The organism is Shewanella mangrovisoli (assembly GCF_019457635.1).
Classification (GTDB): domain Bacteria; phylum Pseudomonadota; class Gammaproteobacteria; order Enterobacterales; family Shewanellaceae; genus Shewanella; species Shewanella mangrovisoli.
The window spans coordinates 1,817,308-1,841,567 of the sequence record NZ_CP080412.1 but is presented as its reverse complement, the minus strand read 5'-3'; the positions used below and the strand labels follow the sequence as shown (position 1 = coordinate 1,841,567).

15 protein-coding genes are annotated in these 24,260 nt (G+C 47.8%); 6 read left to right on the top strand and 9 right to left on the bottom strand.

All coding sequences use genetic code 11. The features are described 5' to 3' along the window. Positions 1-49: 49 nt before the first annotated feature. The 5 genes from K0H60_RS08155 to smc form a co-directional block, all read right to left on the bottom strand. Positions 50-1,255: an HD-GYP domain-containing protein gene (locus tag K0H60_RS08155; protein ID WP_220057828.1), complete on the bottom strand. Its 1,206-nt coding sequence runs from the start codon at positions 1,253-1,255 to the stop codon at positions 50-52. 210 nt (positions 1,256-1,465) lie between these two features. Next, the gene (locus tag K0H60_RS08150; protein WP_220057827.1) at positions 1,466-1,954 is read right to left on the bottom strand and encodes a DUF2919 domain-containing protein; all 489 of its coding nucleotides are present in this window, start codon (positions 1,952-1,954) and stop codon (positions 1,466-1,468) included. A gap of 156 nt (positions 1,955-2,110) precedes the next feature. Continuing rightward, on the bottom strand, positions 2,111-4,180 hold the full coding sequence (gene ligA, locus K0H60_RS08145) for an NAD-dependent DNA ligase LigA (protein WP_220057826.1): 2,070 nt from the start codon (positions 4,178-4,180) through the stop codon (positions 2,111-2,113). Between the two features lie 98 nt (positions 4,181-4,278). Then, complete coding sequence (gene zipA / locus K0H60_RS08140) at positions 4,279-5,319, bottom strand: cell division protein ZipA (protein WP_220057825.1); 1,041 nt, start codon at positions 5,317-5,319, stop codon at positions 4,279-4,281. Between the two features lie 26 nt (positions 5,320-5,345). Beyond that, positions 5,346-8,774: a chromosome segregation protein SMC gene (smc, locus tag K0H60_RS08135; protein WP_220057824.1), complete on the bottom strand. Its 3,429-nt coding sequence runs from the start codon at positions 8,772-8,774 to the stop codon at positions 5,346-5,348. Between the two features lie 241 nt (positions 8,775-9,015). Between smc and cysZ the strand changes: the two genes are divergently transcribed. Together cysZ and K0H60_RS08125 are read left to right on the top strand one after the other, a co-directional pair. Next, on the top strand, positions 9,016-9,795 hold the full coding sequence (gene cysZ, locus K0H60_RS08130) for a sulfate transporter CysZ (RefSeq protein WP_089068065.1): 780 nt from the start codon (positions 9,016-9,018) through the stop codon (positions 9,793-9,795). Positions 9,796-9,924: 129 nt separating this feature from the next. Further along, positions 9,925-12,324, top strand: a complete 2,400-nt coding sequence (locus K0H60_RS08125) for a carbohydrate binding family 9 domain-containing protein (protein WP_220057823.1) — start codon at positions 9,925-9,927, stop codon at positions 12,322-12,324. Between the two features lie 59 nt (positions 12,325-12,383). Here the strand turns inward: K0H60_RS08125 and K0H60_RS08120 are convergent, their stop codons facing one another. From K0H60_RS08120 to K0H60_RS08110, 3 genes are all read right to left on the bottom strand, one after another. Continuing rightward, positions 12,384-12,833, bottom strand: coding sequence for a hypothetical protein (locus tag K0H60_RS08120; RefSeq protein WP_220057822.1), 450 nt, complete (start codon positions 12,831-12,833; stop codon positions 12,384-12,386). A gap of 170 nt (positions 12,834-13,003) precedes the next feature. Beyond that, positions 13,004-14,125, bottom strand: a complete 1,122-nt coding sequence (locus tag K0H60_RS08115; RefSeq protein WP_099458323.1) for a beta-ketoacyl-ACP synthase III — start codon at positions 14,123-14,125, stop codon at positions 13,004-13,006. Continuing rightward, a complete protein-coding gene (locus K0H60_RS08110; RefSeq protein WP_220057821.1) occupies positions 14,122-15,456 on the bottom strand; it encodes an RDD family protein in 1,335 nt (444 codons plus the stop codon). Before K0H60_RS08110 ends, K0H60_RS08115 begins: the two co-directional genes overlap by 4 nt. 245 nt (positions 15,457-15,701) lie before the next feature. Here K0H60_RS08110 and cysK point away from each other — a divergent pair, with 245 nt between their 5' ends. The 4 genes from cysK (at position 15,702) to K0H60_RS08090 (ending at position 22,381) form a co-directional block, all read left to right on the top strand. After that, the gene (gene cysK / locus K0H60_RS08105; RefSeq protein ID WP_011622282.1) at positions 15,702-16,670 is read left to right on the top strand and encodes a cysteine synthase A; all 969 of its coding nucleotides are present in this window, start codon (positions 15,702-15,704) and stop codon (positions 16,668-16,670) included. A 211-nt stretch (positions 16,671-16,881) separates the two neighbouring features. After that, positions 16,882-17,955 carry a methyltransferase gene (locus tag K0H60_RS08100; protein ID WP_220057820.1) on the top strand — a complete coding sequence of 358 codons (1,074 nt, stop codon included), beginning with the start codon at positions 16,882-16,884 and terminating at the stop codon, positions 17,953-17,955. 122 nt (positions 17,956-18,077) lie between these two features. Then, entirely contained in the window at positions 18,078-19,067 is a 990-nt protein-coding gene (locus K0H60_RS08095) for a TDT family transporter (protein ID WP_220057819.1), read from the top strand. Positions 19,068-19,732: 665 nt separating this feature from the next. Then, entirely contained in the window at positions 19,733-22,381 is a 2,649-nt protein-coding gene (locus K0H60_RS08090) for a TonB-dependent receptor plug domain-containing protein (RefSeq protein WP_220057818.1), read from the top strand. 149 nt (positions 22,382-22,530) lie between these two features. On the opposite strand, the gene yfcC is transcribed toward K0H60_RS08090, so the two are convergent. Further along, on the bottom strand, positions 22,531-24,099 hold the full coding sequence (gene yfcC, locus K0H60_RS08085) for a putative basic amino acid antiporter YfcC (protein ID WP_220057817.1): 1,569 nt from the start codon (positions 24,097-24,099) through the stop codon (positions 22,531-22,533). Positions 24,100-24,260: the final 161 nt, after the last annotated feature.

Below are 24,260 nucleotides of genomic sequence, written 5' to 3'. Positions count from 1 at the left end.
CACCACAAGGTATTTCGGCCAATAGCATACGGAACTCAGGTGGCGGGATTCAAGCTTGGAACGAGCTAAAATAAAAACTAATGCCTTTATCCATTTGCAAGGTGCGGATAGCGCCCTCGGTTAACTCTTCCGCGCGAATGGTTTTTTGTACTGTCACCCCTTCATCACTTAAAAAGCGTAACGAGGCCTCACTGCCATCTTCCTTACAGGCCCACACCTGCGGCTGACTCACCTCTTTGGTGGTCATGATCACCTTAGCAACAGTGTCGTCGGATAACTTGACGATAGTACCCGGCGGGTAGATACCTAAAATCTTAACCAACACCGCAATTAAGGATTCGGCATGTTTACTCGCACGATTTTTGAATAAATAGCCTAATGCCACCTGCGGTGAAGACGCCTGCTCGCCACTGAGCTGCTGATCGTAATCGTTCGCCAGACTCACTATTTGAGTGGTAATGGGGATTTTGGCGCCTGTTAATCCATCGGGAAAACCTGAACCATCAATAAACTCATGGTGGTGCAATACAATATTCAGCACTTCCTTTGGGAAGAGTCCCGAGCGATTCAGCATGTCATAGCCAAAGTTCGGGTGCATTTGCAGGTAATTGGCCTCATGGGCAGTGAGCGCGCCCCGTTTACGGCGGATCACATCGGGGACTTTGAGTTTACCTATATCGTGGAACAGGCTCCCCAAGGCAATATCGCGCAGATCCCGCGCTGGTAAGTCGAGTGCCTGACCTATCATCATGGCTAATACTGCTACCGAGATGCCGTGTTGAGTCACACTGACATCTTTTTCATCCATACCGACCAAAGTGAGGAAAGGTTTTTCGACCTCTTGCAGATGGCTGAGTAAATCCTCCACTAAGGCGGCCGACAAGCGATAAGCGCCTTCTGGGTCGCTCACCACTTTGCCATACACATTGCGACACTGGTTAACGCTCTCTAAAAAACGCTTCTGGCTTAAACGCATCGCCTTACGGGTATCGGCCTTTAAGTCACGCTCCGGTGGAGTTTCTTCAATCTCCTCGACATTTTCCTCTTCATCGGTCGATTCGAGTTCATCACTATTGCCTGAGATCAGATACACATAGGGCACGCCGAGTCCGCGGATCATCTCAATGTGAGCCGGGCTACTGATATCCACACGGTTAAATAAAAAAGGGTGATTCGTCCATGACAAAGGCAACTTGACCCTCATGCCAAGTTGAAGTTCGGAAAGTAATAATTTTCGTTGGGCTGCTTTTGCCACGCAATATGACTCCTTTCATGTACGCAAGACGCATCAAATTTTCGCTTCTTCGGTCGTACATTTAAGCTAAGTACATATAACTATAGATGATTCAACAAAATCAGTAAGCTATAAGTGAAAAAATGCTTATCAAACTGAGGGATAGTACACACAAATTATCCCTCAGTGATTAGATATTAGATAAAAAGCTGAAATTACAACGAGATGACCTTAGTCTTCTTTTACCGATGTCACAGTCTCTTTCGGCCAATCTGCGAGGTAATAGCTGAGGCGTTTTGACTTGTAGACATACAAACCCGACCAGAACAACACTAAGGCGTCGAGGGCTAGGCTCCAATGGAATAAAAATTGCCCGTGGATTAATCGCTGTGCGAGTAAGGTCGCATCGAGTAATAATAAAATCCACAATCCACATTTAAGGTGGACAAACACCGGGCGCAGCCAAGAGGGCGAGCGGCGCCGCTCCGCCAGCACCACAACATAGAGCACCACGGCGCCCAGCCCCGCCGCGAGTGCGAGTAAAAAATCAGACTTTTCGGGATAGAAGAGTCGCACTAATTCAGCTCTGTCACTGGCTTGGGTCAGAGAGGCAATAAAAATACACCAGCCACGGGCGAGAAAAGCCAAGATGGCATATAAAAATATCGGTGGTTTGATATGGCCTTTATCATCGAGCCAAGTGATGTGACTAAAATTCAATCGCAATCCATTTAGTAAAAACTAAAGCAATATAAACAAGATGGTGGCGTAACGGCTAAATTCAATGGCTAACATAAATAATTCGAGTACAGCGCTTTAGACCTAGCCATAAAAAAGCCCCGCAAGGCAGGGCTTTATCAATGAAGCGACAGCATGTTAACTATTTGCAGCCAACAAGGCTAACAACTCATCTTCACCAATCACTTTAACGCCAAGCTCCTGCGCTTTGGCAAGCTTAGAACCCGCCGCTTCACCTGCGACTAAGCAATCGGTATTTTTCGAGACACTGCCCGCCACTTTGGCACCCAAGGCCTGTAATTGCGCCTTAGCATCGTTACGGTTGAGTTGATTTAAGGTGCCCGTTAGCACCCAAGTCTGCCCCTTCAACGGCTGCTCATCTGCGCTTGGTGCCGCAATCGCAGGCCAGTTGACGCCAGCCGCAATCAAGGCATCGATCACCTCTAGGTTATGGGGCTGGGCAAAGAAATGCGCCACATGCTGAGCAACCACCTCACCAATATCTTCAACTTGAATAAGTTGCTCAATGGTGGCCACGCGCAGCGCCTCTAGGCTACCAAAGTGAGTCGCCAGGTTCGCCGCCGTGGCCTCCCCCACCTCACGAATGCCTAAGGCATAGAGGAAACGTGGCAAAGTCGTGGTTTTAGCCGCTTCAATCGCCAGCGCGAGATTGGTGGCCGACTTCATTCCCATACGGTCGAGCATGGTCATCATTGAGGCGGTGAGTTTAAATAAGTCAGCCGGGCTTTGAACCAGCTCCTTATCAATCAATTGCTCGACGATTTTATCGCCCATGCCGTCGATATCTAATGCCTTGCGGGAGGCAAAATGTTTGATCGCCTCTTTACGCTGCGCCTCACAGAATAAGCCGCCGCTACAACGGGCCACGGCTTCACCTTCTAATCGCTCAACCAAACTGCCGCAAACGGGGCAATGTTGCGGGAAGGCAATCGCCTTAGCATCTTCCGGGCGGCGCTCGGGCACTATGGCGACAATTTGCGGGATCACATCGCCGGCGCGGCGGATAATCACAGTATCGCCCACCATCACACCTAAACGCTCGATTTCATCGGCATTGTGCAAAGTCGCGTTAGACACTGTCACGCCGCCAACGAACACAGGTTTTAGACGCGCCACCGGAGTCACTGCGCCGGTGCGGCCGACCTGAAAATCCACGCCTTCGAGCAGCGTCATTTCTTCCTGTGCGGGGAACTTATAGGCAATCGCCCAACGGGGAGATTTAGCCACAAACCCTAAGGTTTGCTGCTGGGCGATATCGTTAACCTTCATCACCACGCCATCGATCTCAAACGGTAAGTCGGCGCGGCGAGTCAATATATCTTGATAGTAGGCAAACACTTGGCTGAGTTCGTCGCTGACTTTGATCTCGCTACTGACTGGCAGCCCCCAAGATTTAAGTTGCTGCAATTGCTCGTAGTGGGTCTTAGCTAATTCGTGGGACGTCGGCTCTACCACACCTAAAGCGTAGGCATAAAACGACAGCGCCCGTGACGCGGTAATTTTACTGTCGAGCTGACGTAAGCTGCCCGCCGCCGCATTACGCGGATTTACGAACAGTTTTTCATCCTTTAAGCGCGCACGCTCATTCAGCGCCTCAAACGCCGCCTTGGGCATAAAGGCTTCGCCGCGCACTTCGACCAATTCGGGATAGTTGTCACCGCGCAGTTTGAGCGGAATCGACTTAATGGTTTTAATGTTTTCGGTAATATCTTCGCCCACGGTACCATCACCCCGAGTCGCGGCGCGCTCAAGCACACCATTGCGATACAAAATACTCACCGCCAAACCATCGAGTTTCGGCTCACAACAAAAACTCACTTCGCCAACTCTGTCGCTGACACGTTTATGAAACGCGCTAAAGTCTGCCTCATCGAAGGCATTATCGAGACTTAACATAGGCTTAAGATGAGTAATTTGCTCAAACTTGGCCAGTGCCATACCGCCCACTCTTTGGGTGGGCGAGTCGGCAGCAACAAACTGAGGATACTCGGCCTCAAGTTGTTTTAGCTGCTGCATTAATCTGTCGTATTCGGAGTCGGTAATGCTTGGCGCATCATCGACATAGTAACGAATATTGTGTTCATTCAGAGATTGGCAGAGCGCCTGCATTAATGGCTGCGCATTGTGTGGCGTGACAGCTTGAGAAAGCAGTTCAGATAGGCGTTTATCGAGTTGAATGTCTTGCATATTCATTATCCAGAATTCTTAAGCATCAAAAAGTTGCAAAAAATGAGGCCGCATTTAGCGGCCCCATCTGTCTATCACCGCGGTCTCGCGGTGTTGCATTAAGCGTTTGCGCGAATGCGGTGTAAATAATCTTGCTTGGTAAACTCGCCCCAAGGTTGACGCTGACCATCGAGCACTACCGCGTCGATATCATCCGCCAATTGGCGCGCCGAGTTAAGCATGATGGAGAAGTTCATTAGCGCATCACCGTAGCAAGGCAAGGTCATAAAGAACACCACACCTTGGGTGCTGAATTGTTCCATATTGTCTGGGTCAAAAATCCCAGGTTTTACCATATTCGCAATGGAGAACAACACTTTACCATTACCAGCATTATCTACATGGCGGTGGAAAATATTCATATCGCCATATTTAAAATTAAGGGTTAAGAAGCAAGGTAACAATTCGGCGCCATTAAGCTGCTGACCTTCTTTTGCCACGACGTGCAGCACTAATACATCGCGTGGCTCGCCCAAATCATCATCAGCCTGTTCTACGGCTTGAGGTTGCTCTTCTTCATACGCCTCTTCCTCATCGAAAAGAGCGGTTTGCGTAGGCATTTGCACCTGCGCACGTTGTTCTTCGGCGGCTTTTTGCGCCACCATGGCCGCATGGGATTGCCCTACATGGGCTTGAGCGAGATTGGCAGAATGTCCTGGTAATACGGGCTCTTGGCGTGATGCTTTAGGACCTCGGTGTTGCTCTTTGGCCGTAGGGGATTGCAGACTAAAATCAGGCTGCGCCATGCTTGGCTCTTGCTTAAACAGCGGCTTAGGTTCAACTTGCACGGGTTCCACAGGTTGAGGTTGTGCTTTGGCTTCTTGCTTTAAATAAGGGTTAAACGCAGGTGCCTCTTGGGTATGGGCTTCATTCGCTTTACGGACTCTGACGGCACCAATCCCATCGGCATCGAAACCATCGGCATCAACACGCTTAGGCGCACCCTCGCCGCGTTCGGCCTGCTTTTTATAAAAATTGCCCATCGGACTATCTTTCAATGACTTAGGTTGTTGTCTTCTGATAGACCAAAATCCATGCACCAGCACAGCAACTATGGCTATGGCGCCTAAAACGAACAATACTAGTTGCAAATCTTCCATTGGTTACCCTGTCTTTCTTCTAGTTATCAAGCGTCGGCCATTGCCACCGCTTGCTCTAAATCTACTGCGACTATACGGGATACACCCGGCTCATGCATAGTCACACCGATAAGTTGATCAGCCATCTCCATCGTAATTTTGTTATGGCTGATATAGATAAACTGTACGCTCTGCGACATTTCCTTCAATAATCGGCAGAATCGTTCTACGTTGGCATCGTCTAAGGGCGCATCCACTTCGTCTAACATACAGAAGGGAGCTGGATTCAACCTGAAAATCGCGAATACCAATGATAAAGCCGTTAGGGCTTTTTCACCACCGGAAAGAAGATGGATTGTACTGTTCTTCTTACCCGGCGGCTGGGCCATGATGGTCACGCCCGTTTCTAATAAATCGTCTTCCGTCAGCGCTAAATACGCGCGTCCGCCACCGAATACCTTAGGGAATAAACGCCCTAGATCTTCGTTTACCGCATCAAATGTGGTCTTAAAGCGAGTGCGGGTCTCCTTATCGATTTTCCGAATGGCTTCCTCTAGCGTGGCCAGACCGTTGTTTAGATCTTCATCTTGATGATCCAAATAGGATTTTCGCTCACTTTGTTGTTCGAATTCTTCGATCGCCGCGAGGTTTATCGCCCCTAAGCGAATAATTTTTTGGCGGATCTGATCCAAATCACGCTGCCACTTGTCGGGATGTCCATCCGCAGGCAGGGAATCGACAATCTGGGCGAGCACAATTTGTTGCTCTGACAGTGCCGCTAATTGGCTATCAGCCTGCCCTTTTAATCCCTCACGACGTAACTTTAACGTGCTGAGGCTTTGAGTCAAGCCCTCAAGCTTACCAAGCTCTTGTTTTTGCTTTAATCCTATACTGTTTAGCGTTTCAGTGAGCGAACTTTGTTGCGACCTGAGGCTTTTAAGTGCCTGTTGCTGACTCTGCTGTTGATTGAGTAACTGCGCCAGTTGTTCGCTGAGCTGCGCCGTTTGCTGATCGCCCTCTTGTGCCGCTACGTTGGCAAGTTGGGCTGACAGTGTTTCCTTTGAGTGGACTAATTCACTGACACGTACACGCTGTAATTCAATTTGTTCTGTGCTCACCGCCATCCGAGTGGTGACCGATTGCAGACTGGCATTGAGGCTCGCTAAGCGCCGCTCCGCATCACCAATCTGCGCCTTCAAGGCTTGATGACGTGCCATATCCCCTTGCGCATCTTGGCTTTGTTGCTGTTGCTTCTCAAGGCTGACCTCCAGCGCCTCTGCCAGTTCATCCTCTTGCTCCGCAAGCAGCATTAACTGCTCGGCAAGCTCGGCTAACTCGGCCTGGGTTCGGGCAACGGTTTCTGCTAGTTGCTCCCGTTTAGCTTCACGCTGTTTGGCCTGCGCCTGTGCATTATTAAGCTGGGTAGATTTGGTGGCTTTATCCAGCTGCAACTGGTGTAAGCGTTTAGTGCCTTGACTTAAGCTGTCACGCACCTGGGTTAATTGCTGCGCTAATTCATCAAGCTTTGCCTGCTGTATGGCCTTCGCCTGCTCACACTCGGCGATAGCCTCGCTCAGCTGGGTTTGTTCTTTACTCAATTGCACTAACGATTGGCTATTGTCTTGTTTGGCAATCAAAAAACCTTTGCCGAGCAGATAACCGTCGGCGGTGACTATTCGCTCATCGGCCGCCAAGCTCGGCAGCAGTGCTTGCGCGCTGGCCAGATTATCGGCCCATTTGAGTCCCTTAAGCCAAGGGGCAAGGTTCAATTTAGCACCTAAGATGGGAGAGCCATCGAGATGCGCATCCGCCACCAAGGCCGCATCGGCATAAAACCCTATCTCATTGGCGTTAACACCAACGGGCAGCGTCATCAATCCCTGCAATGCAAGCTCTGCCGCGGCTTCCCAGCCGTTTTCGACTTGAATGCTTTGCCACAGCTGCGGCTTATCACTTAACTCTTCTTGTTTCGCGAGCCATTGTTCAACCAGTTCGAAGCGTGCCCGCATCGAGGTTAAACGTTGCGATAATTGCTCAAACTCACCGCGTGCTAAATCTAACGCGTGAGTATCGGCAGCCAGAGTGGATTCAAACTCTTGATTGATTTCAACTTGTTCAGCTAATACTTGCTCTAACTGGGCAATCTCGTCATTGAGTGATGCGCTGTTATCTTCGAGGGCATGCGCATTAAGCGAGGCCAACTCTTGTTGTTGCTCTTGGTGTAACTGGATTTTATGGGTATTTAATTGCTGCTGATGAGCCTGTTTGCTGCGGTGTAATTCTAATTGCAGTTTATGCTGAGCGACGGCCGCCGCCAGCATTCTGGCGCTTTCAGTTTGCGCCTCACTGCGCGAAACACTCATTTCCCACTGGGCTTGCAGCTCATCCATCATTTCTTGCTGCAAATCATGTTGCGGCGCAAGTTTGCTAAGCTCAGCCTCAAGCGCTTGAAAGCTGGCCTGGTAAGCGGCTAATTTGGCTTGGTTTTGAATGATTTGCTCACTCAATTGCTCGAGCTGAGTATGCAACTGGGCGTCGCGCTGCTTTTGGCTCTGTAACTGTTGCTCAAGCTTGGCGATTTCGGTACCGGTCAGGTAATAGGCTTCGACCGCCTGCTGCTCCTGCTCGGCTAACTGCGAAAGTGTGAGTTGCAGCTCAGTGCTTTCTAACTCGCCGGTTTGCGCTAAGGACTGGGCCGCTGCTTGTTGCAGCTCGAGTGAGCTAATCTGCTCCGATAAACTCGCCATTTGGCTCTGCAGCTCTTGATAGCGCATCACCAGCAGCTCGGCATGGGTTTTACGCTCTGCTTGTTTCAGCTCACGATATTGCTTCGCCGCCTTGGCCTGCTGACTGAGTTTTTCCAGCTGTTTGGCTAACTCGCTGCGAATATCCCCTAAACGCTCCAAGTTTTCGCGGGTATGACGGATACGGTTTTCCGTTTCACGCCGCCGTTCTTTATAGCGGGAAATCCCCGCCGCTTCTTCAATAAAAGTCCGTAAATCTTGAGGTTTAGATTCGATTAAACGTGAAATCGTGCCCTGTTCGATAATGGCGTAACTGCGCGGCCCAAGCCCGGTGCCCATAAACAGATCGGTGATGTCTTTACGGCGACATTTTTGGCCGTTGAGAAAATACCAAGACTCGCCGTCACGGCTCACCTGACGTTTTACCGAAATTTCTTCATAACTGGCGTATTGGCCCGCAAGGCGGCCCTCTTTATTTTCAAACACCAGTTCAACGCCCGCCACAGACACGGGTTTACGGGCGCTGGAGCCGTTAAAAATCACGTCACTCATGGAGTCGCCGCGCAAATGCTTTGCCGAGCTTTCGCCCAGCACCCAACGCACGGCGTCAATCACGTTGGACTTACCGCAACCATTTGGGCCAATAATGGCGCTTAATGCCTGTAAAAACGGAATTTTGGTGGGATCGACAAACGACTTAAAGCCGGCAAGTTTTATTTGTTTTAATCTCATGGTGCCAGTTAGCGCGTCTCAGTATAAAAAGCCATCAGGGCGATGGCCAATAGGGATGCAGGCCAATATTAGCCCGAGTCGTGTCATAGAATTCTGAGGCCAACTTTAGCAAAGCAGGCAGTATTTTGTAACGCTTTTTATTGAATTCATATGGCTTTTAGCTTGTCATCTCGCGACGAGTTGATCACAATCGCACTTATCTGTATCTCACGCTGTATCTCAACTTTTTTGGAATGACGATATGACACAGAAATCCTCCTCCCCTTCGCAGGGTAAAAGTGGTGTGAATTATTTTCTCGATGGCTTTGGTTTAATCAAACGTAAAGGCCTGCGCACCTTTGTATTTATTCCCTTAATGATCAACCTAGTGCTGTTTGCGGCTGTTATCTATGTGGCGATTGGGCAGCTCGATGTGCTCTTCACTTGGATGAATGCCCAGCTCCCCGAATACTTAAGTTGGCTTAACTTTTTGCTCTGGCCGTTAGCGGTGACCACTATGTTGGTGATGCTGGCGTTTGTTTTTAGTTCGGTAATGAACTGGCTGGCCGCGCCCTTTAATGGTTTGCTGGCCGAAAAAGTCGAGCAGTTATTGACTGGCAAACCGATGAATACGGGCTCGGGCATGGATATAGTCAAAGACTTACCACGCATTCTTGGCCGTGAATGGATCAAACTCAAATACTATTTGCCCCGTGCGCTGGTATTTTTGCTGCTGTTTTTAGTGCCCATGGTGGGGCAAACCTTAGCGCCAATTTTGTGGTTTTTATTCAGCGCTTGGATGATGGCGATTCAATACTGCGACTATCCCTTTGATAACCACAAGGTGAGCTTCAAGGATATGCGCTTTGCCCTTAATCAAACCCGCGGCACCAGCTTTACCTTTGGCGCGACTGTGACCCTGTTTTCGATGATCCCTGTGGTGAACTTTATCGTCATGCCAGTCGCGATTTGTGGTGCCACCGCTATGTGGGTCGATAAGTACCGCGAAGCTTACCGTAATCCTGTGGTTTCTCCCGAATAATCCCCCCAACGCACTGGATGCCCGCCATCCAGTGCCGCCTTAGTTTTCAGCTATTTTTAATACAATTCTTGTAACAATTGCCCACTCTTGTTAACGCGCAATTTCTGGCACACTGCGCGCCATTTCAGAATGATTTGGGCCTTGTTGTTGAAGACGTTTCTCCCCTTAGTGTTAGCAACTGCGGTATTTCTCAGTTCGCCAAGCTTGGCGGGCTCAGCCAGCCAATTTCAATTAACGATCCCGACCTTAGAAGATGCCGCCAATATTGATGGCGAATTTGATGAGGCGGTGTGGCAGCACGCGGCGCAGGTCGAGCTACGCTATGAAACTCAGCCCAGTGAAAACACGGCGGCGCCGGTTTACACCGAGGCCAGAATTTACGCGACCCAAACCAGCCTATTTGTGGCCTTTACCGCTAAAGACAGTCAACCACAACATATTCGCGCCACGCTCAAGGACAGGGATAATCTCTGGAGCGACGATCTAGTAGGGATCAAGCTCGATACCTTTAACAACGCGCGTTTGGCCTATCAGTTTTTTATCAACCCACTGGGCGTGCAACTAGACTCGATAGAGAATGAGCTCACGGGCGAAGAGAGCGAAGCTTGGGATGGCATTTGGAAAACCGCCGGTAAAATCACCGCCGAGGGTTATCAAGTCGAAGTCGAGTTGCCATTACGACTATTTAACTTTGACGATAAAAAGCCCGTTCAAGAATGGGGATTTGAGCTGATCCGCTACTATCCACGCAATGAAAATCATCGCATCTCCACCCATAAAATCGATCGTAACATCAGTTGCCAGTTATGCCAGCTCGGCGTCGCCACGGGCTTAGCCTCCGCCAAGCAAGGACAAGATCTGCAAATTACCCCCTCCTTTGTCGCCAATCGCAATGAGCAAAAAAGCGCAAATGGCTGGCAAACCGAGAGCAACTATGAACCTGGGCTCGATTTGCGCTGGGGCATTAACTCACGCACCTTGCTAAATGCCACCATTAATCCCGATTTTTCCCAGGTGGAGTCCGATGCTGGACAGCTCGATATCAACAGCACTTTTGCGCTGTTTTTTGATGAGAAACGCCCCTTCTTCCTCGACAATAAAGACTACTTCGATACCCAAGTGAATCTGCTGCATACCCGCAATATTATATCGCCGGACTATGGGCTAAAACTCACCAGCCAAACCGAACAACACACTTGGGCATTGCTGGCCGCCAATGACAGCCAAACGACCTTTTTGATGCCGGGGAATTTAAGTTCTGAGGTCACCTCCTTAGCGAAAGAAAGCCTTAACCTTGCGGCGCGTTACCGCTTCGATATGGATAAAACCTTCTCCTTTGGGGGGCTTATCACGGCAAAGAGCAGTGCCGACAATCAACTAACAGCATTTGCCGCGCAAAATGATTACCACAATTATGTCATGAGCTTAGATGCGAAATACCAACCGACAGCCCAGGACATCTTTACCGCTCAGGTGGCCTATTCGCAGACACGTTACCCTACTGCCCTATATCAACAGTTTTGCGGCAATGTGGAGGGAGAACTGACAGAAGGGCTACTCTGTGGCCAAACGCCGTTAAGCTGTGAGCTCGGCCAATGCCAAGTGAATGAGCAAGTGTTACGTAGCCAATCGGATCGGGATTTCAGTGGCGCCCTGTATCAACTGACCTACGAACACAACGCCCGCGATTGGTTCGCCTACGGCGAGTACCACGATGTGTCCCCCGATTTTCGCGCCGATTTAGGCTTTGTGGAAAAAATTGATTACCGCACCTTGATGGCAGGTGGTGGCTTAATTTGGTATCCCGAAACCATATTTAACAAGATTAAATTCGGTGGCGACTGGGATATCACCCAAAATCAAGCCGGGGAACAGCTCGAGCAAGAGTTTGAAATCTTTTGGGAAATGTATGGCGCGCTGCAGAGCGAGCTATCTTTTGGGATAGAAACCCGTGAACGCGTCGGCCCACGCCATGACAGCGCGCAACTGGCGGTGTTAGGTAACAGCAATCAATACCAAGAAACCCAAGGCTGGCTTTACGGCGCGATTACGCCCACCTCTGTCCTCAGCCTTGAGCTGGAGATCCATTACGGCGATGAGATTGACTTCCTCAACGATCGCCTAGGCACAAAAACCTTAATCAATCCGATGTTCAAATGGAAAATAGCCAACGGCCTGTCGGTAGATGTTTCCCATCAATATCAGCATATGGAAGTCGAGCAGGATAAACTCTTTACCGCAAATCTCTCGGATGTACGCCTGCACTGGCAACTGAGTCTGCACAGCTTTATTCGCCTATCGAGCATTTACACCCAAATCGAGCGTAATCTTGCGCAGTATTTGTATTCGACGCCCGATAGCGAAGCGGCACACTTAGGGAATGAAATCCTCTACGGCTACAAACTCAATCCCCAGAGCGTGTTCTATTTGGGCTATTCCGACAGTCTAACCTCGGATGATGAGCTCACGCGGCTCACTCGGGATGAGAAGACCTATTTTATGAAGCTAAGCTATGCCTGGTTGCTCTAGGCAGAAAGATTTTGCATCAAGCCCACAATAAGACTTGTGGGCTTAAATCGAGATTCTAACTAAGACTCATAAATACCCAATAAGCTTGGGCTGGGAAGCGTAATCCCGATTGCGTTGAGCTCCGCGCCCCAATGTCGCAGCAGCGCAATATACGCCTGCTCAAAGGGATAGCGTGGCTCAGGGAATGCCCACTCAGAGGGAAAACACCACTCATCCTCGCTCTCATCAATCGCTAAATAGGCGGCGAAATCATGCTTTGTCTCGCTCAGCGCAGCGATTAAATTTGTCGCCATTGCAGACCTGTGGGCAGAGGTAAATCCCAGCTGTCCACCAAACTCATCAAACACATAAGCATCGTACAACGCTTGCAGCTGCGCGGGATCTAAAGGATCGTAGCGATTGAGTATTTCCCCGAGCGTTTCCTCACGGTCATAACAATTAAAGGCGCCAAGAAACCAACCAGGATTGGGATGAAACGGAATATCCGAATCAGGGTGAAGAAGCGTCATGATGGCATGTTCTCGCATTGCAACTGAGGCTTTAAAAAAGTGCTTTTAAGGCAGCTCACAGCCTTATCTGAGTAAAGGCATTTTCGGTTAAGGTGCCGCATCGAGCCGTTTAATCAATATGCTGATATAAAAGCGAAGGCCCCATTGCTGGTAATGGGGCCTGAGTCGATTTAGCGTTTTTGCAAAATCACGCTACCGATGGAGTAACCCGCACCAAAGGAGCTTAATAGCCCTAAATCTCCCGCGTTAAAGTCAGCGGAATATTTATGGAAGGCAATCACAGAGCCGGCGGAGGCGGTATTGGCATACTCGTCGAGCACCACGGGCGCTTGCTCTGGCGTTACCTCATCCCCTAGCAGTTTTTTCACCACAAATTGGTTCATGTTGATGTTGGCTTGATGCAACCACAAACGTTTAAAGGACTGTGGTGTGAGGGATTGCTCGGCCAGATGCTCGTCTAAATGCTGATAAATCATCGGCAACAGCTCTTTAAAGACTTTACGCCCCTGTTGGTGGAATAACTTATCCGCCTGATGTGCCGAACTTGGATCGCAACGATTTAAAAAACCGAAATTACTGCGAATATTGTTCGAGTAGTCAGTAAAGCAACGGCTCGAAACAATGTTAAAACCCTTATTGGCGGCCACTAGGCTTTGCTCTTCGAGCACCATAGCAGTCGCTACATCACCGAAGATAAAGTGACTGTCACGGTCACGGTAGTTCACCTGCGCCGAACAAATTTCGGGGTTAATCACTAACACCCGTGAAGCAGAGCCCGTCGCAATCGCATTGGCGGCGGCCACAATGGCAAAGGTGGCCGAAGAACAGGCGACCTGCATATCGTAGCCATAGCCACGGGTACCGAGTGCCCGCTGGATTTCAATCGCCATCGCCGGATAAGCGCGCTGCGTATAAGCACAGGCAACGATCACTAAATCGATTTGCTCGGCCTTCACATCCGCTTGCTTAAGCGCCATCACTGCCGCCTCAACCCCAATTTCGGCCTGCATGGATAACTCGTCACTGCTGCGCTCAGGAATAAGCGGCATCATGATTTCAGGATCGAGAATACCGTCTTTAACCATCACATATCTGTGTTTGATGCCCGAGGCCTTCTCGATAAACTCACTGGAGGAATAAGACAGCGGTTCAACATGGCCCTGCTCAATTAATCCTGCATTTTCAAGGTTAAACATATCGACATAAGCGTTGAAGCTCTCCACCAAAGCTTCATTAGAAATACTGTGTGGCGGCGTAAATAAACCGCTGCCAGAAATAACGACCTGTTTCATAGGTGCTCCGAACGGGTGCTTGTTGTAAGGTGAGCAGACGTCGCATTATTCTGTGTTGGCACGGCGGCCAATGCGTGTTCAGCCTGTGCCTGTTGCTGCTCTAATTGTTGCTTTTTATGCATTTGCGCTAAGTCTATCACGACTGTGGAAGATATTTTATCTTGGATCCCCTGCCGATTGGCATCCCAAAATATCTGCATAAAGCCCAGTAAGCCCGTCGTGAAGCCCGCCGCATAACCGCCATAACGGCCAAATGCTCCCCAAAGGCTGATTTTAGCGCCATCGAGTTGGATAACGCGGATGCCTAAGAGTTTCTTACCTAAGGTCTGACCATCAAATTTGGCGGTAAACACAGTGAAGTAAAATGCTGCCCAGCCAAAACCTAAGCCCATATCGCTCATAAAGCCTTTGATCCACGCCAGCACACTGCGGGTGTCACTCTCTTCTTCATCATCGACTTCACTGTTAGGGCTTTCGGTTTGATGCAAAGGATTGAGGTTGGTGTCAGGACCTAAGGGAGCATTTTCAATTGCCGCTCGATTATCGATTTGAGCGTTGGCTAATCCATCGGTTTGCGGTTCAGATACGAGAACGGCATCAAGCTTGCCATCAGACGACTGATTGGGCTTTGACGACGGTGATAATGTGCTTGAATCCTTTGTTGAATTTTTAGCTAATCCCTTGGTGGAGTCTAGGGTGACTTCAAGCCCTTTCACCTCAGGCCAGAGGCTGCCAGCCATAATTTCATCGCGTAACTGCGTTTTATCGGCCTCGGATAAATCCGAGCTTTCTAAAGTATCTAGTACCATATCGCGGCGCTCAGCTGCCGACATTCCCTCCATGGGCACATTCTCGAGTGTCTGAGTGTCGAGCGTCTGTTGCAAAGAATGGATCTGTTCACGGGCACAATCGGTATTTTCACAGAGTCCGAGGGAGACAAGATCTGGAATCGCCTTAACAACAGCATTGATATCCTGGGGCGCGGAGACCTTTTCGCGGGAAGTTTTACTCGATTGATGGAAATTCCACAAATTCCCCGCCGAGCTAAAGAGCATCAACCCCAGCATGGCCGCATACAGGCCCCATTTGAGTAAGCGACCAAACTGTCGACTGCGTTTCTCGATATAAATAATCCCCACCACCAGCAGAACAAACAGCCAATCCATTTGTTCGGCTAAAATAGTGATAAATAAACCGTCGATTAACATCGCCAGTGCCCGCTTAAATGGCGTGGCTAACGGGGTATAAAGTACCGATTCGGCAATAGTGAATGCCTTAGGGGTGACCATAGTTCTTGGATCTTTGCCCAAGTCAGTTTGTTGTTGCTTCATAGTGTGGCAATCCGATTTCGATAGACGTTTTATAAGTGAAACATCAAGTGGTTATTCTTATTTACAGGTTATTTTTTATTGATGTTAGCAAGAGGTTAACACAGTTAAACCCACTGCCAATTGGGCTTTGCGAATAACAGGATTATCTTTAATAACCAAATCGAATAAAGAAGAACAAACAATCACTTCTAAATGCGCCACAGGCGATTATGATTCAATAGTGCAAACATAGGAGCAAGCAATCCATGAGCAAAATTTTCGAAGACAATTCATATACTATTGGCAATACCCCGTTAGTGCGTTTAAACCGCGTAAGCCAAGGTAAAGTGCTGGCAAAGGTCGAAGCACGTAATCCAAGTTTCAGTGTCAAATGCCGTATCGGTGCCAATATGATTTGGGATGCCGAGAAAAAAGGCCTGCTCACCAAAGATCACGAACTGATTGAGCCAACTTCAGGTAATACCGGGATTGCCTTAGCCTATGTGGCGGCCGCCCGTGGTTACAAGCTGACGTTAACTATGCCAAACACGATGAGCTTAGAGCGTCGTAAACTGCTTAAAGCCTTAGGTGCGAACCTAGTGCTGACCGAAGGCGCAAAAGGCATGAAAGGTGCTATCGATAAAGCGGAAGAAATCCGTCAATCGGCGCCTGAAAAATACATTATGCTGCAGCAGTTTAATAACCCTGCAAACCCTGAAATCCATGAAAAAACCACAGGTCCAGAGATTTGGAACGATACCGATGGTGCTGTGGATGTGTTTGTTGCTGGCGTAGGTACTGGCGGTACCATCACAGGCGTGAGCCGTTACTTGAAGAAAGTCGCTGGCAAAGCCATTACTTCTGTTGCGGTAGAACCCGCTGATTCACCGGTTATTACCCAAACCTTAGCGGGATTACCAGTGCAACCAGGCCCGCACAAAATTCAAGGTATTGGCGCAGGTTTTATCCCTGGCAACTTAGATCTTGAGTTAATCGATCGCGTTGAAACCGTCACCAACGATGAAGCCATTGACATGGCGCGCCGCTTAATGCAAGAAGAAGGCATTTTAGTCGGTATTTCTTCTGGTGCTGCAGTGGTTGCGGCGAACCGCATCGCGGCTCTGCCTGAGTTTGCGGATAAAAACATTGTGGTTATCCTGCCTTCGGCTGCCGAGCGTTACTTATCTTCTGTACTCTTCCAAGGCCAGTTTGGCGACGAAGAGAACATTCAGTAATAAGTCGATTCGTCCGGCTAAAAATACCCAGCATTGTCTGGGTATTTTTATGGCCGAAATTTATGGGTAAACACGATTAACACCGCTTTCCTCTCCAAGATCCGCATTTATTCACTAAGTTGGAGCTAGTTCATAGTTTTCCACCGCCGCTCTGACTTTTGCCGTTAACTTCGCTATAAAGATTGTATTCCTTTGTAAACTCAGCCAATTTATGTCCTTCTACCACACCCCGAAAGCCTTAAGCGCCTTCGATGCCAAATTTGAGGCGCAAAAAATCGCCTTTGGCCCCATTAGTTTTCAGGTTGCCCATTGCCTGCTGAAATTTGAAGTATTAGCCACCATTGACCAAGCTGGCGAACAAGGGCTGAGCATTGCCCAACTCGCGCAAACCAGCGTGTTAAACGAGTATGCCCTTGGCGTGTTACTCGATATGGGACTGAGCATGGGGCTGGTATGGCTCAATGGTGATGCCTATGTGCTCGATAAAACAGGCTATTTTTTACTGCACGATGATATGGCGGCCATTAACCTCAATTTTGTGCAAGACGTGTGTTATCAGGGACTGTTTCAACTCGATAAGGCGCTAGTCGCGGGTAAACCCTCTGGCTTAGCGGTATTTGGTGATTGGCAGACAATTTACCCCGCCCTTAAGGATTTACCTGCTCAGGCTAAGGCCAGCTGGTTTGCCTTCGATCACTATTATTCTGATCATGCTTTTCCACAGATTTTACCCTTAGTATTTGCCCATTCTCCCAAACACTTAGTCGATATAGGCGGAAATACGGGTAAATGGGCGCTAAGCTGCTGCGAGTTTAATCCAGAGGTTGAAGTCACCCTGATGGACTTCCCCGGCCAATTAGCCGTAGCTAAAGACAATGCCGCCAAGCATGGCTTTGCCGAGCGGATCCACACCTTTGCCACCGATTTGCTCGATGAATCACGCCCCTTTGTCGAAGGCGCCGATACCTATTGGATGAGCCAGTTCCTAGACTGCTTCTCTCAGGAACAAATCCTCAGCATCTTGCAACGCACCGCTCAGGCGATGACGCCAAACAGTCAGTTGTTCATTGTCGAAACCTTCTGGGACAGACAACCCTCTGCCGCCTCAGCCTATTGCGTCAATGCGACAAGCTTGTATTTTACTGCGATGGCCAATGGTAATAGCCGAATGTACCACTCTAAGGACTTGATAAAGTTACTACATCAAGCGGGCTTATACGTCGATGAAGACACTGACAACCTTGGTCTTGGGCATACTTTACTGCGCTGTAAACGCAAACCCTAAAGATTAATAAAATTTGAACCTAAGAATAAAATTAATCAATTTTATTTATCACGCTCTCAGCCATACACTGACATTAACAGATAGACACATCGAATTAATGTCAGTGTTGAGAGGTAACAAACATGACTTCAAAACGTAAACGCTGGACAGCACAGGCAGCAAAATTACCTAGCCCCATGGGCGGACTCGCCCTCGCGATTGCAAGCTTAGGTTGGACCTGGGAGAGTGTAATGCCCTCACTCAATGGTTGGAGCCAACTGACAGGTGCGGCCATAGCCTCAGTCTTACTCATGCTGCTGGCTGCAAAATTTGTTCTGCATCCCTCAGTGCTGAAGAACGAACTCAGCCATCCAGTTGTTGGTAGCGTGATCCCAACATTCGCCATGGCGTTAATGGTGGTCTCGAACCTACTCGGCCACTATTTTCCCCATGCAGGCTTAACCCTGTGGCTAGCGGCCATTGTTATCCATGTCATCTTTTTAGGCGCCTTTATCTATTACCGCGCTATCGACTTCAAGCTCGAACACATGGTGCCGAGCTGGTTTGTGCCACCTATTGGCATCATAGTGGCGGCAGTAACCTTCCCCAGTAATGGTGCGCCTTGGTTAGTGAACTTGATCCTAGCCTTCGGCATGCTCGCATATTTAGTCATGCTGCCATTGATGCTCTATCGATTAATCTTCTGTCAGGCCGTGCCCGATGCGGCTAAACCCACCATTGCCATCCTCGCCGCGCCAGCCAGTTTATCCTTAGCGGGCTACTTAACTGTGTGCGATCAACCTTCGATTGCCTTGGTCGCCGTATTGGCCAGTATTGCAGTATTGATGACAGCAGTGATTTATCTCGCTTTTTTCCATCTGCTCAAATTGCCCTTTAGCCCAGGCTATGCTGCGTTCACCTTTCCCATGGTGATCGGCGCGACGGCACTGTTTAAAACCGCCCACTGGCTCGCGCAATTTAGTCAAATGAGCGACCTCACTCAGTGGGTAAGGTTACTTGCGGACTTCGAACTCGGTGTTGCAACCATAGTCGTTTGTTATGTCGCACTCAGGTATTTAACTCATTATCTACCTAATCCTACTCACATAACAGATAACGCCACTACAGTTTAACCTACTCATAAGTATTAAAAACGCTTAGTATCGGGTGTCTATAAAACATTCAAATCTCATTTCACAAAATATTTGTATGACAAAAGAAGTGAATTTAAATTCACTTCTTTTGTCTAGTTAAATGCATTTTGCTAAAAAATCCCCATAAAATAGTTAGCTTAAATTGAAAACACTGAATACTTAAAACTCATTGAATAAAAGATATTCAAAAACTAGTTAATAACCGTACAGCATCTACTGATTTAAGCTATTTTTAATACGGCGCCAATAAAAATACAGTATTCAAAACCGTATAAACGCTGAGCTTAAATAAAAATCTAAATATACAAAAAAAGTATGATTATTTTATTCTTACAAAAACTTTCAACTTTTACAAGTTTAGAACAATTAATCAATATACATTCAAACTTACTGCTGGTTTTATTGCCATAATTGGTTTTAAACATCTAAAAACCGCTAACACACTCATAAACAAAACCAACAAAAAACATTTAATTAACAATTTATGGTTAGGCATTGCAACTTACGCAAATTTACACTGTTGCACTTGTTATTTTCTTGTGGTTATATCTTGAGCCTAATTAAATAGGGCTCTATTTCTTACAACGTTCCGTATTTAATTAAAATAACAATTAAACAAATAACAAGTGTTAAGGGAGAATGATATGCGCGCTAATTCGACATTAGCCAAAGCGGTTCGCTTTGCGTTAATTGGTGGTGCCACAACAGCAGCTTTATCTAGTACTGTTGTTTATGCTGCAGAGGATAACGCTAAGGTAGAACGTATTGAAGTAACAGGTTCCCGCATTCAAAGAACTGATATGGAATCAGCGTTACCTGTTACTGTTTTATCGGCTGAAGATATTGCCAAAACAGGTTTAAGTGATGTTTCTGCTGTTTTAGCACAAATGCCATTTAACACTGCTGGTAGTTTTATTAGTGATGCTGGTAGCTCTGCCAGTAACCATGCCAGTTCAGGTATGCGTGGTTTAGGTTCGAACCGTACGTTAACCTTAATCAACGGTCGCCGTATTGCGCCATCTGCAACCTTTGGTGGTGATGCTACTAACCTCAATTTAATTCCAATGGATGCAATCGAGCGTATTGAAATTTTACGTGACGGTGCATCAGCAATTTATGGTTCAGATGCTATCGGTGGTGTAATCAACATCATCCTTAAGAAGACTTTTGACGGTTTAGCATTCGATGCCAAATTTGGTAGCCCGACTCAAGGTGGAAGAGACGAAAAGTCAGCTTCTGTCACTTTCGGTAATACCAGTGATAAAAGCAGCAGCTTAGTGATCATCGAGCATAAACAATTTGATCCACTGCAAGGCGGTCAACGTCCTCATTTAACCGCGAACTGGGACAAGAAATACGGCCGTAGTGGCTTATATGCGCCAGAAGGCACATATCGTCCAGTTGAATCTCGTCCAGTGAAAGGCGCAGATGGTACCTTCGGCACCCCAGTCTACACTGGCTTACAGGTTCCAGGTAAAGATTGTCCAGCCGATCGCATTGTAACCACCAAAGACGGTTCAGCTTGTGGTTTCAACCAGTTTGATGGTACTGACTATTTGCCAGATCAAACAAAAGACTCTGTATTCTCTAATATGACTTACCGTATTACTGATGAATTAGAGTGGTTTGGTCAAGCTATCGTAATGCGTGATAAATCCATCACGTCTTCTACCGCGCTGTGGACTCCTAACCTATACATGGCGGCAGATAACCCATTAAACCCAACATTCGGCACAGCGAATGCTTCAGAAGTTCAAGCTTATCATCGCTTGAAGGGCGTAGCTGATCGTAAGACTGAATTCGACTCAAACGTTGTAGACATTGTCACAGGTCTAAACCTTGAGTTAGATGCAGGCTCTCTGAGCTGGTACGTACAATACTCAGATCAAATCGTAAACATTGAAACTGACTCTTACGTATTCGAAGATAAGTTACAAGAAGCGGTTGATAAAGGTCTATACAACCCATTTGTTGAGGGTGGTAATGCGACCCAAGAAACTTTAGATACTTTCTTGCATACAGCGACTCGTAAAGCAACATCTAACACTACTGGTACAGGATTATCATGGGCCGCACTGGCTCCTATCTCCTTACCAGGTGGTGACTTAGGTTACGCTGTGGGTATGGAATACCAAAAAATCGAATACAAAGATACCCGTGATGCTCAACAAGCAGCTGGTAATGTATTAGGAACTTACGGTGGTGATTCTGCTGGTGATAGAAGCTACAAAGCAGCATTCGTTGAATTAGAACTACCAGTTTTAGATCACTTGAATGTGAAACTCGCTAGCCGTTACGACCAATATAGCTTGCCTGATGTTGGCCAGCTTTCTAGCTCAGTTAACGTCCGTTACGAAGCCTTAGATAACTTAGTGTTACGTGCATCTTACGGTCAAGGTTTCAGAGCTCCATCACTGGATGACCTGTTAGGCAAACCTGCGACTAGTTACGACAGAATCACAGACACCACTCTGTGTCAAAGTCTGCCTGCAGATCAAAAAGACAATCCAGCCTGTGAAGATAACCAGTACCTACGTAAGAGTTCAGGTAATAAAGACCTAGACCCAGAGAAATCTGCTCAGTACTCTTTCGGTGCAGTATGGAATATTACTGAAAACATTGACTTAGTTGTTGACTACTACAACATCGAAATCACTGACCAAGTAAGCTATATCGATGCACAAACTATCGTTGATTTAGAAGCAATTGGTGGTTTAGGTGCTTATGACCCTAACTACATCTACGTTAAACGTAAAGCTGACGGCACCATCGATGAAATTGGCGCTGGTAACATCAACATGGATGGCGTACAAACCTCAGGTCTTGACGTGTCATTCACATCAAACTTCGATTTTGCTGAATTTGGTGCATTTAAGTTTGCGGTTGAAGGAACCTATGCGCTTGAATACACAGAACAAGCAAGCCCGATTGCTAAACGTTATGATGTGTTAGGTACTAAGGGTTATCCAGCACTACGTTTCAACACAACATTTAGCTACGCCATCGATGACTTCTCTGCATCTTTGATTGCTAAGTACATTGACTCTTATGATGGTGAAACTCCACAGCAACAAGAAGTTGGCACAAACAAGCAAGACTTCTCATCGTTCACAACATGGGACCTCACCCTGAACTATGACTTCGACAGCTATGGCAAAGTCACTGTAGGTGCTCGCAACTTGTTTGATGCAATGCCAACGGTTAACTACAGCTTAGGTTACCCTGGATACGATACTGATACTCATAATATCTTAGGTCGTGTCGTGTTTGCAGGATACAAAGTGAAATTCTAATTTCCCTATAGGAAGATAGAAAACCACAACAAAAACGGCATCCTCGGATGCCGTTTTTTATCTCCTGTTTAACCAATTAACTGAGTTAACCCTTAGCGCCTTTACCCGCTGCTTTAGGTTACCCCTAGCGCCTAGCTAAATCCTCGCAGCTAGTTAAATCCAAGATAGTGCGCGCCAATCACCAGCACACTTGAGACCAACATCAGCAGCAACATAAAACGCCAGACAAATTTCAGCCAGTTGCCCCAATCGACGCGGCATACGCCAAGGGTCGCCATTAAAGACGCTGAGGTGGGCACGATGATATTGGTCAGGCCATCGCCGAGCTGAAAGGCCAATACCGCCACCTGGCGCGTCACGCCAACAATGTCAGAGAGTGGTGCCATCAGTGGCATAGTCAATGCGGCCTGCCCTGATCCTGAGGTCACAAAAAAGTTGAATACGGATTGAAACAACAACATAAACCACGCTGAGAGCGCATCCGGCAGATGACCAATCACCCCGCCTGCGCTGTTCAGTATCGAATTAAGCACACTAGGTTCAGTCGGAGCACCACCACCAAGAAGCAGTAAAATCCCCGAGGCACATCCCACTAAAAGAGCTGGCTCTAACATGGTTTTGGCGCCGTCCTTAAAACTCTGCGCCACCTTGTTAAGCGTTAAGCCATTGAGCTTAAATACGCAGCCAATGACGCCGGCCACCATCCCCATGGTAAAAAACTGACTAGCGATCTCGGGGATAAACCACGCCTTTGCCACAACGCCCCAAATTACCCACACCATAGTTAACACTAACAACAACAGCACCAATACATCCCCAAGATTAAAACGGCTCTCAAGCTTTGTATTAGCATGGTGCTCACGGAAATAAGCATCGGACTGATAACTATGGGAAAGACTGGGTTGCTGCTGAATACGATGGGCGTAACGCATAGTAAAAACGATGCCAAGCAATGTGAATCCAAGCCACATGGGGAAGCGAAACTCACTGCCTGAAAGAACCGGGATCCCTGCAATGCCCTGGGCAATCGCCACACTGAAGGGATTCATCCAAGAACTGGCAAAACCAATTTGGGTTGCCACATAGGTCACCATCACAGTGGTGATGCCGTCATACCCTAAACGGATCATGAGTGGGCAGATGATAATCGCGAAGGCAATGGCCTCTTCTCCCATGCCAAACACGGCGCCGCCTAAGGAAAACAGCGTAAATATCACCGGAATGAATAGCTTTTCATTGCCACGGGTTTTATCGATTAACTTTAAGATGCCGTTATCTATGGTGCCTGTGGCCATTACGACCCCAAAGGAGCCGCCAATCACCAACATAAACATGATAACGCCAATCGCGCTGCCCCATTTAGAGCCCGAGGTTAAGCCCTCAAAAGCGAAGTTAAAAAAGCCAACGCCGCCCTCGCCTTTAAAAAGTGCCACGGGTTGTAACTTAGGCTCGCCCGCATCATCCAATTGATAGGCAAAAGAATTAGGGTCGACGACAGTCCGCGCTTTATCGACGCCATCGGCCAGATAATGCACCTCCTGGGTTTGAAACGAGCCGATGGGGATAAAGTACGTCATTAATCCCGCAAGTAATGCCACAAAAAAGATGATCACTAAGGTATCGGGCATTTGAAAGGCTGAGGGAGTATGTGAAGCGGATGGTGCCATAGCAGTCTGAGCTGCTTCTGTTGGCTGAGTCGTCGAGGGTGGAGTCGTCATAGATGCGCCATTTTATGTCAAACAGAAAAGGCCGCACTATAAACTAAAGCGCTGTAAATCAGTACATAAAATCTTCATTCGCTTACATGAATACGCAAAATGCTTACATCTATCACACACAAGCAATCTGCATAAAAAAGCATGTTACTGCGAATGCAGCA

Coding starts and splice junctions, on each gene's coding strand:
- zipA (WP_220057825.1), bottom strand. CDS start 5,319: ATGGAAGATTTGCAACTAGTATTGTTCGTTTTAGGCGCCATAGCCATA.
- ligA (WP_220057826.1), bottom strand. CDS start 4,180: ATGCAAGACATTCAACTCGATAAACGCCTATCTGAACTGCTTTCTCAA.
- smc (WP_220057824.1), bottom strand. CDS start 8,774: ATGAGATTAAAACAAATAAAACTTGCCGGCTTTAAGTCGTTTGTCGAT.
- K0H60_RS08110 (WP_220057821.1), bottom strand. CDS start 15,456: ATGAAGCAACAACAAACTGACTTGGGCAAAGATCCAAGAACTATGGTC.
- cysK (WP_011622282.1), top strand. CDS start 15,702: ATGAGCAAAATTTTCGAAGACAATTCATATACTATTGGCAATACCCCG.
- yfcC (WP_220057817.1), bottom strand. CDS start 24,099: ATGACGACTCCACCCTCGACGACTCAGCCAACAGAAGCAGCTCAGACT.
- K0H60_RS08125 (WP_220057823.1), top strand. CDS start 9,925: ATGATTTGGGCCTTGTTGTTGAAGACGTTTCTCCCCTTAGTGTTAGCA.
- K0H60_RS08120 (WP_220057822.1), bottom strand. CDS start 12,833: ATGACGCTTCTTCACCCTGATTCGGATATTCCGTTTCATCCCAATCCT.
- K0H60_RS08100 (WP_220057820.1), top strand. CDS start 16,882: ATGTCCTTCTACCACACCCCGAAAGCCTTAAGCGCCTTCGATGCCAAA.
- cysZ (WP_089068065.1), top strand. CDS start 9,016: ATGACACAGAAATCCTCCTCCCCTTCGCAGGGTAAAAGTGGTGTGAAT.
- K0H60_RS08095 (WP_220057819.1), top strand. CDS start 18,078: ATGACTTCAAAACGTAAACGCTGGACAGCACAGGCAGCAAAATTACCT.
- K0H60_RS08090 (WP_220057818.1), top strand. CDS start 19,733: ATGCGCGCTAATTCGACATTAGCCAAAGCGGTTCGCTTTGCGTTAATT.
- K0H60_RS08115 (WP_099458323.1), bottom strand. CDS start 14,125: ATGAAACAGGTCGTTATTTCTGGCAGCGGTTTATTTACGCCGCCACAC.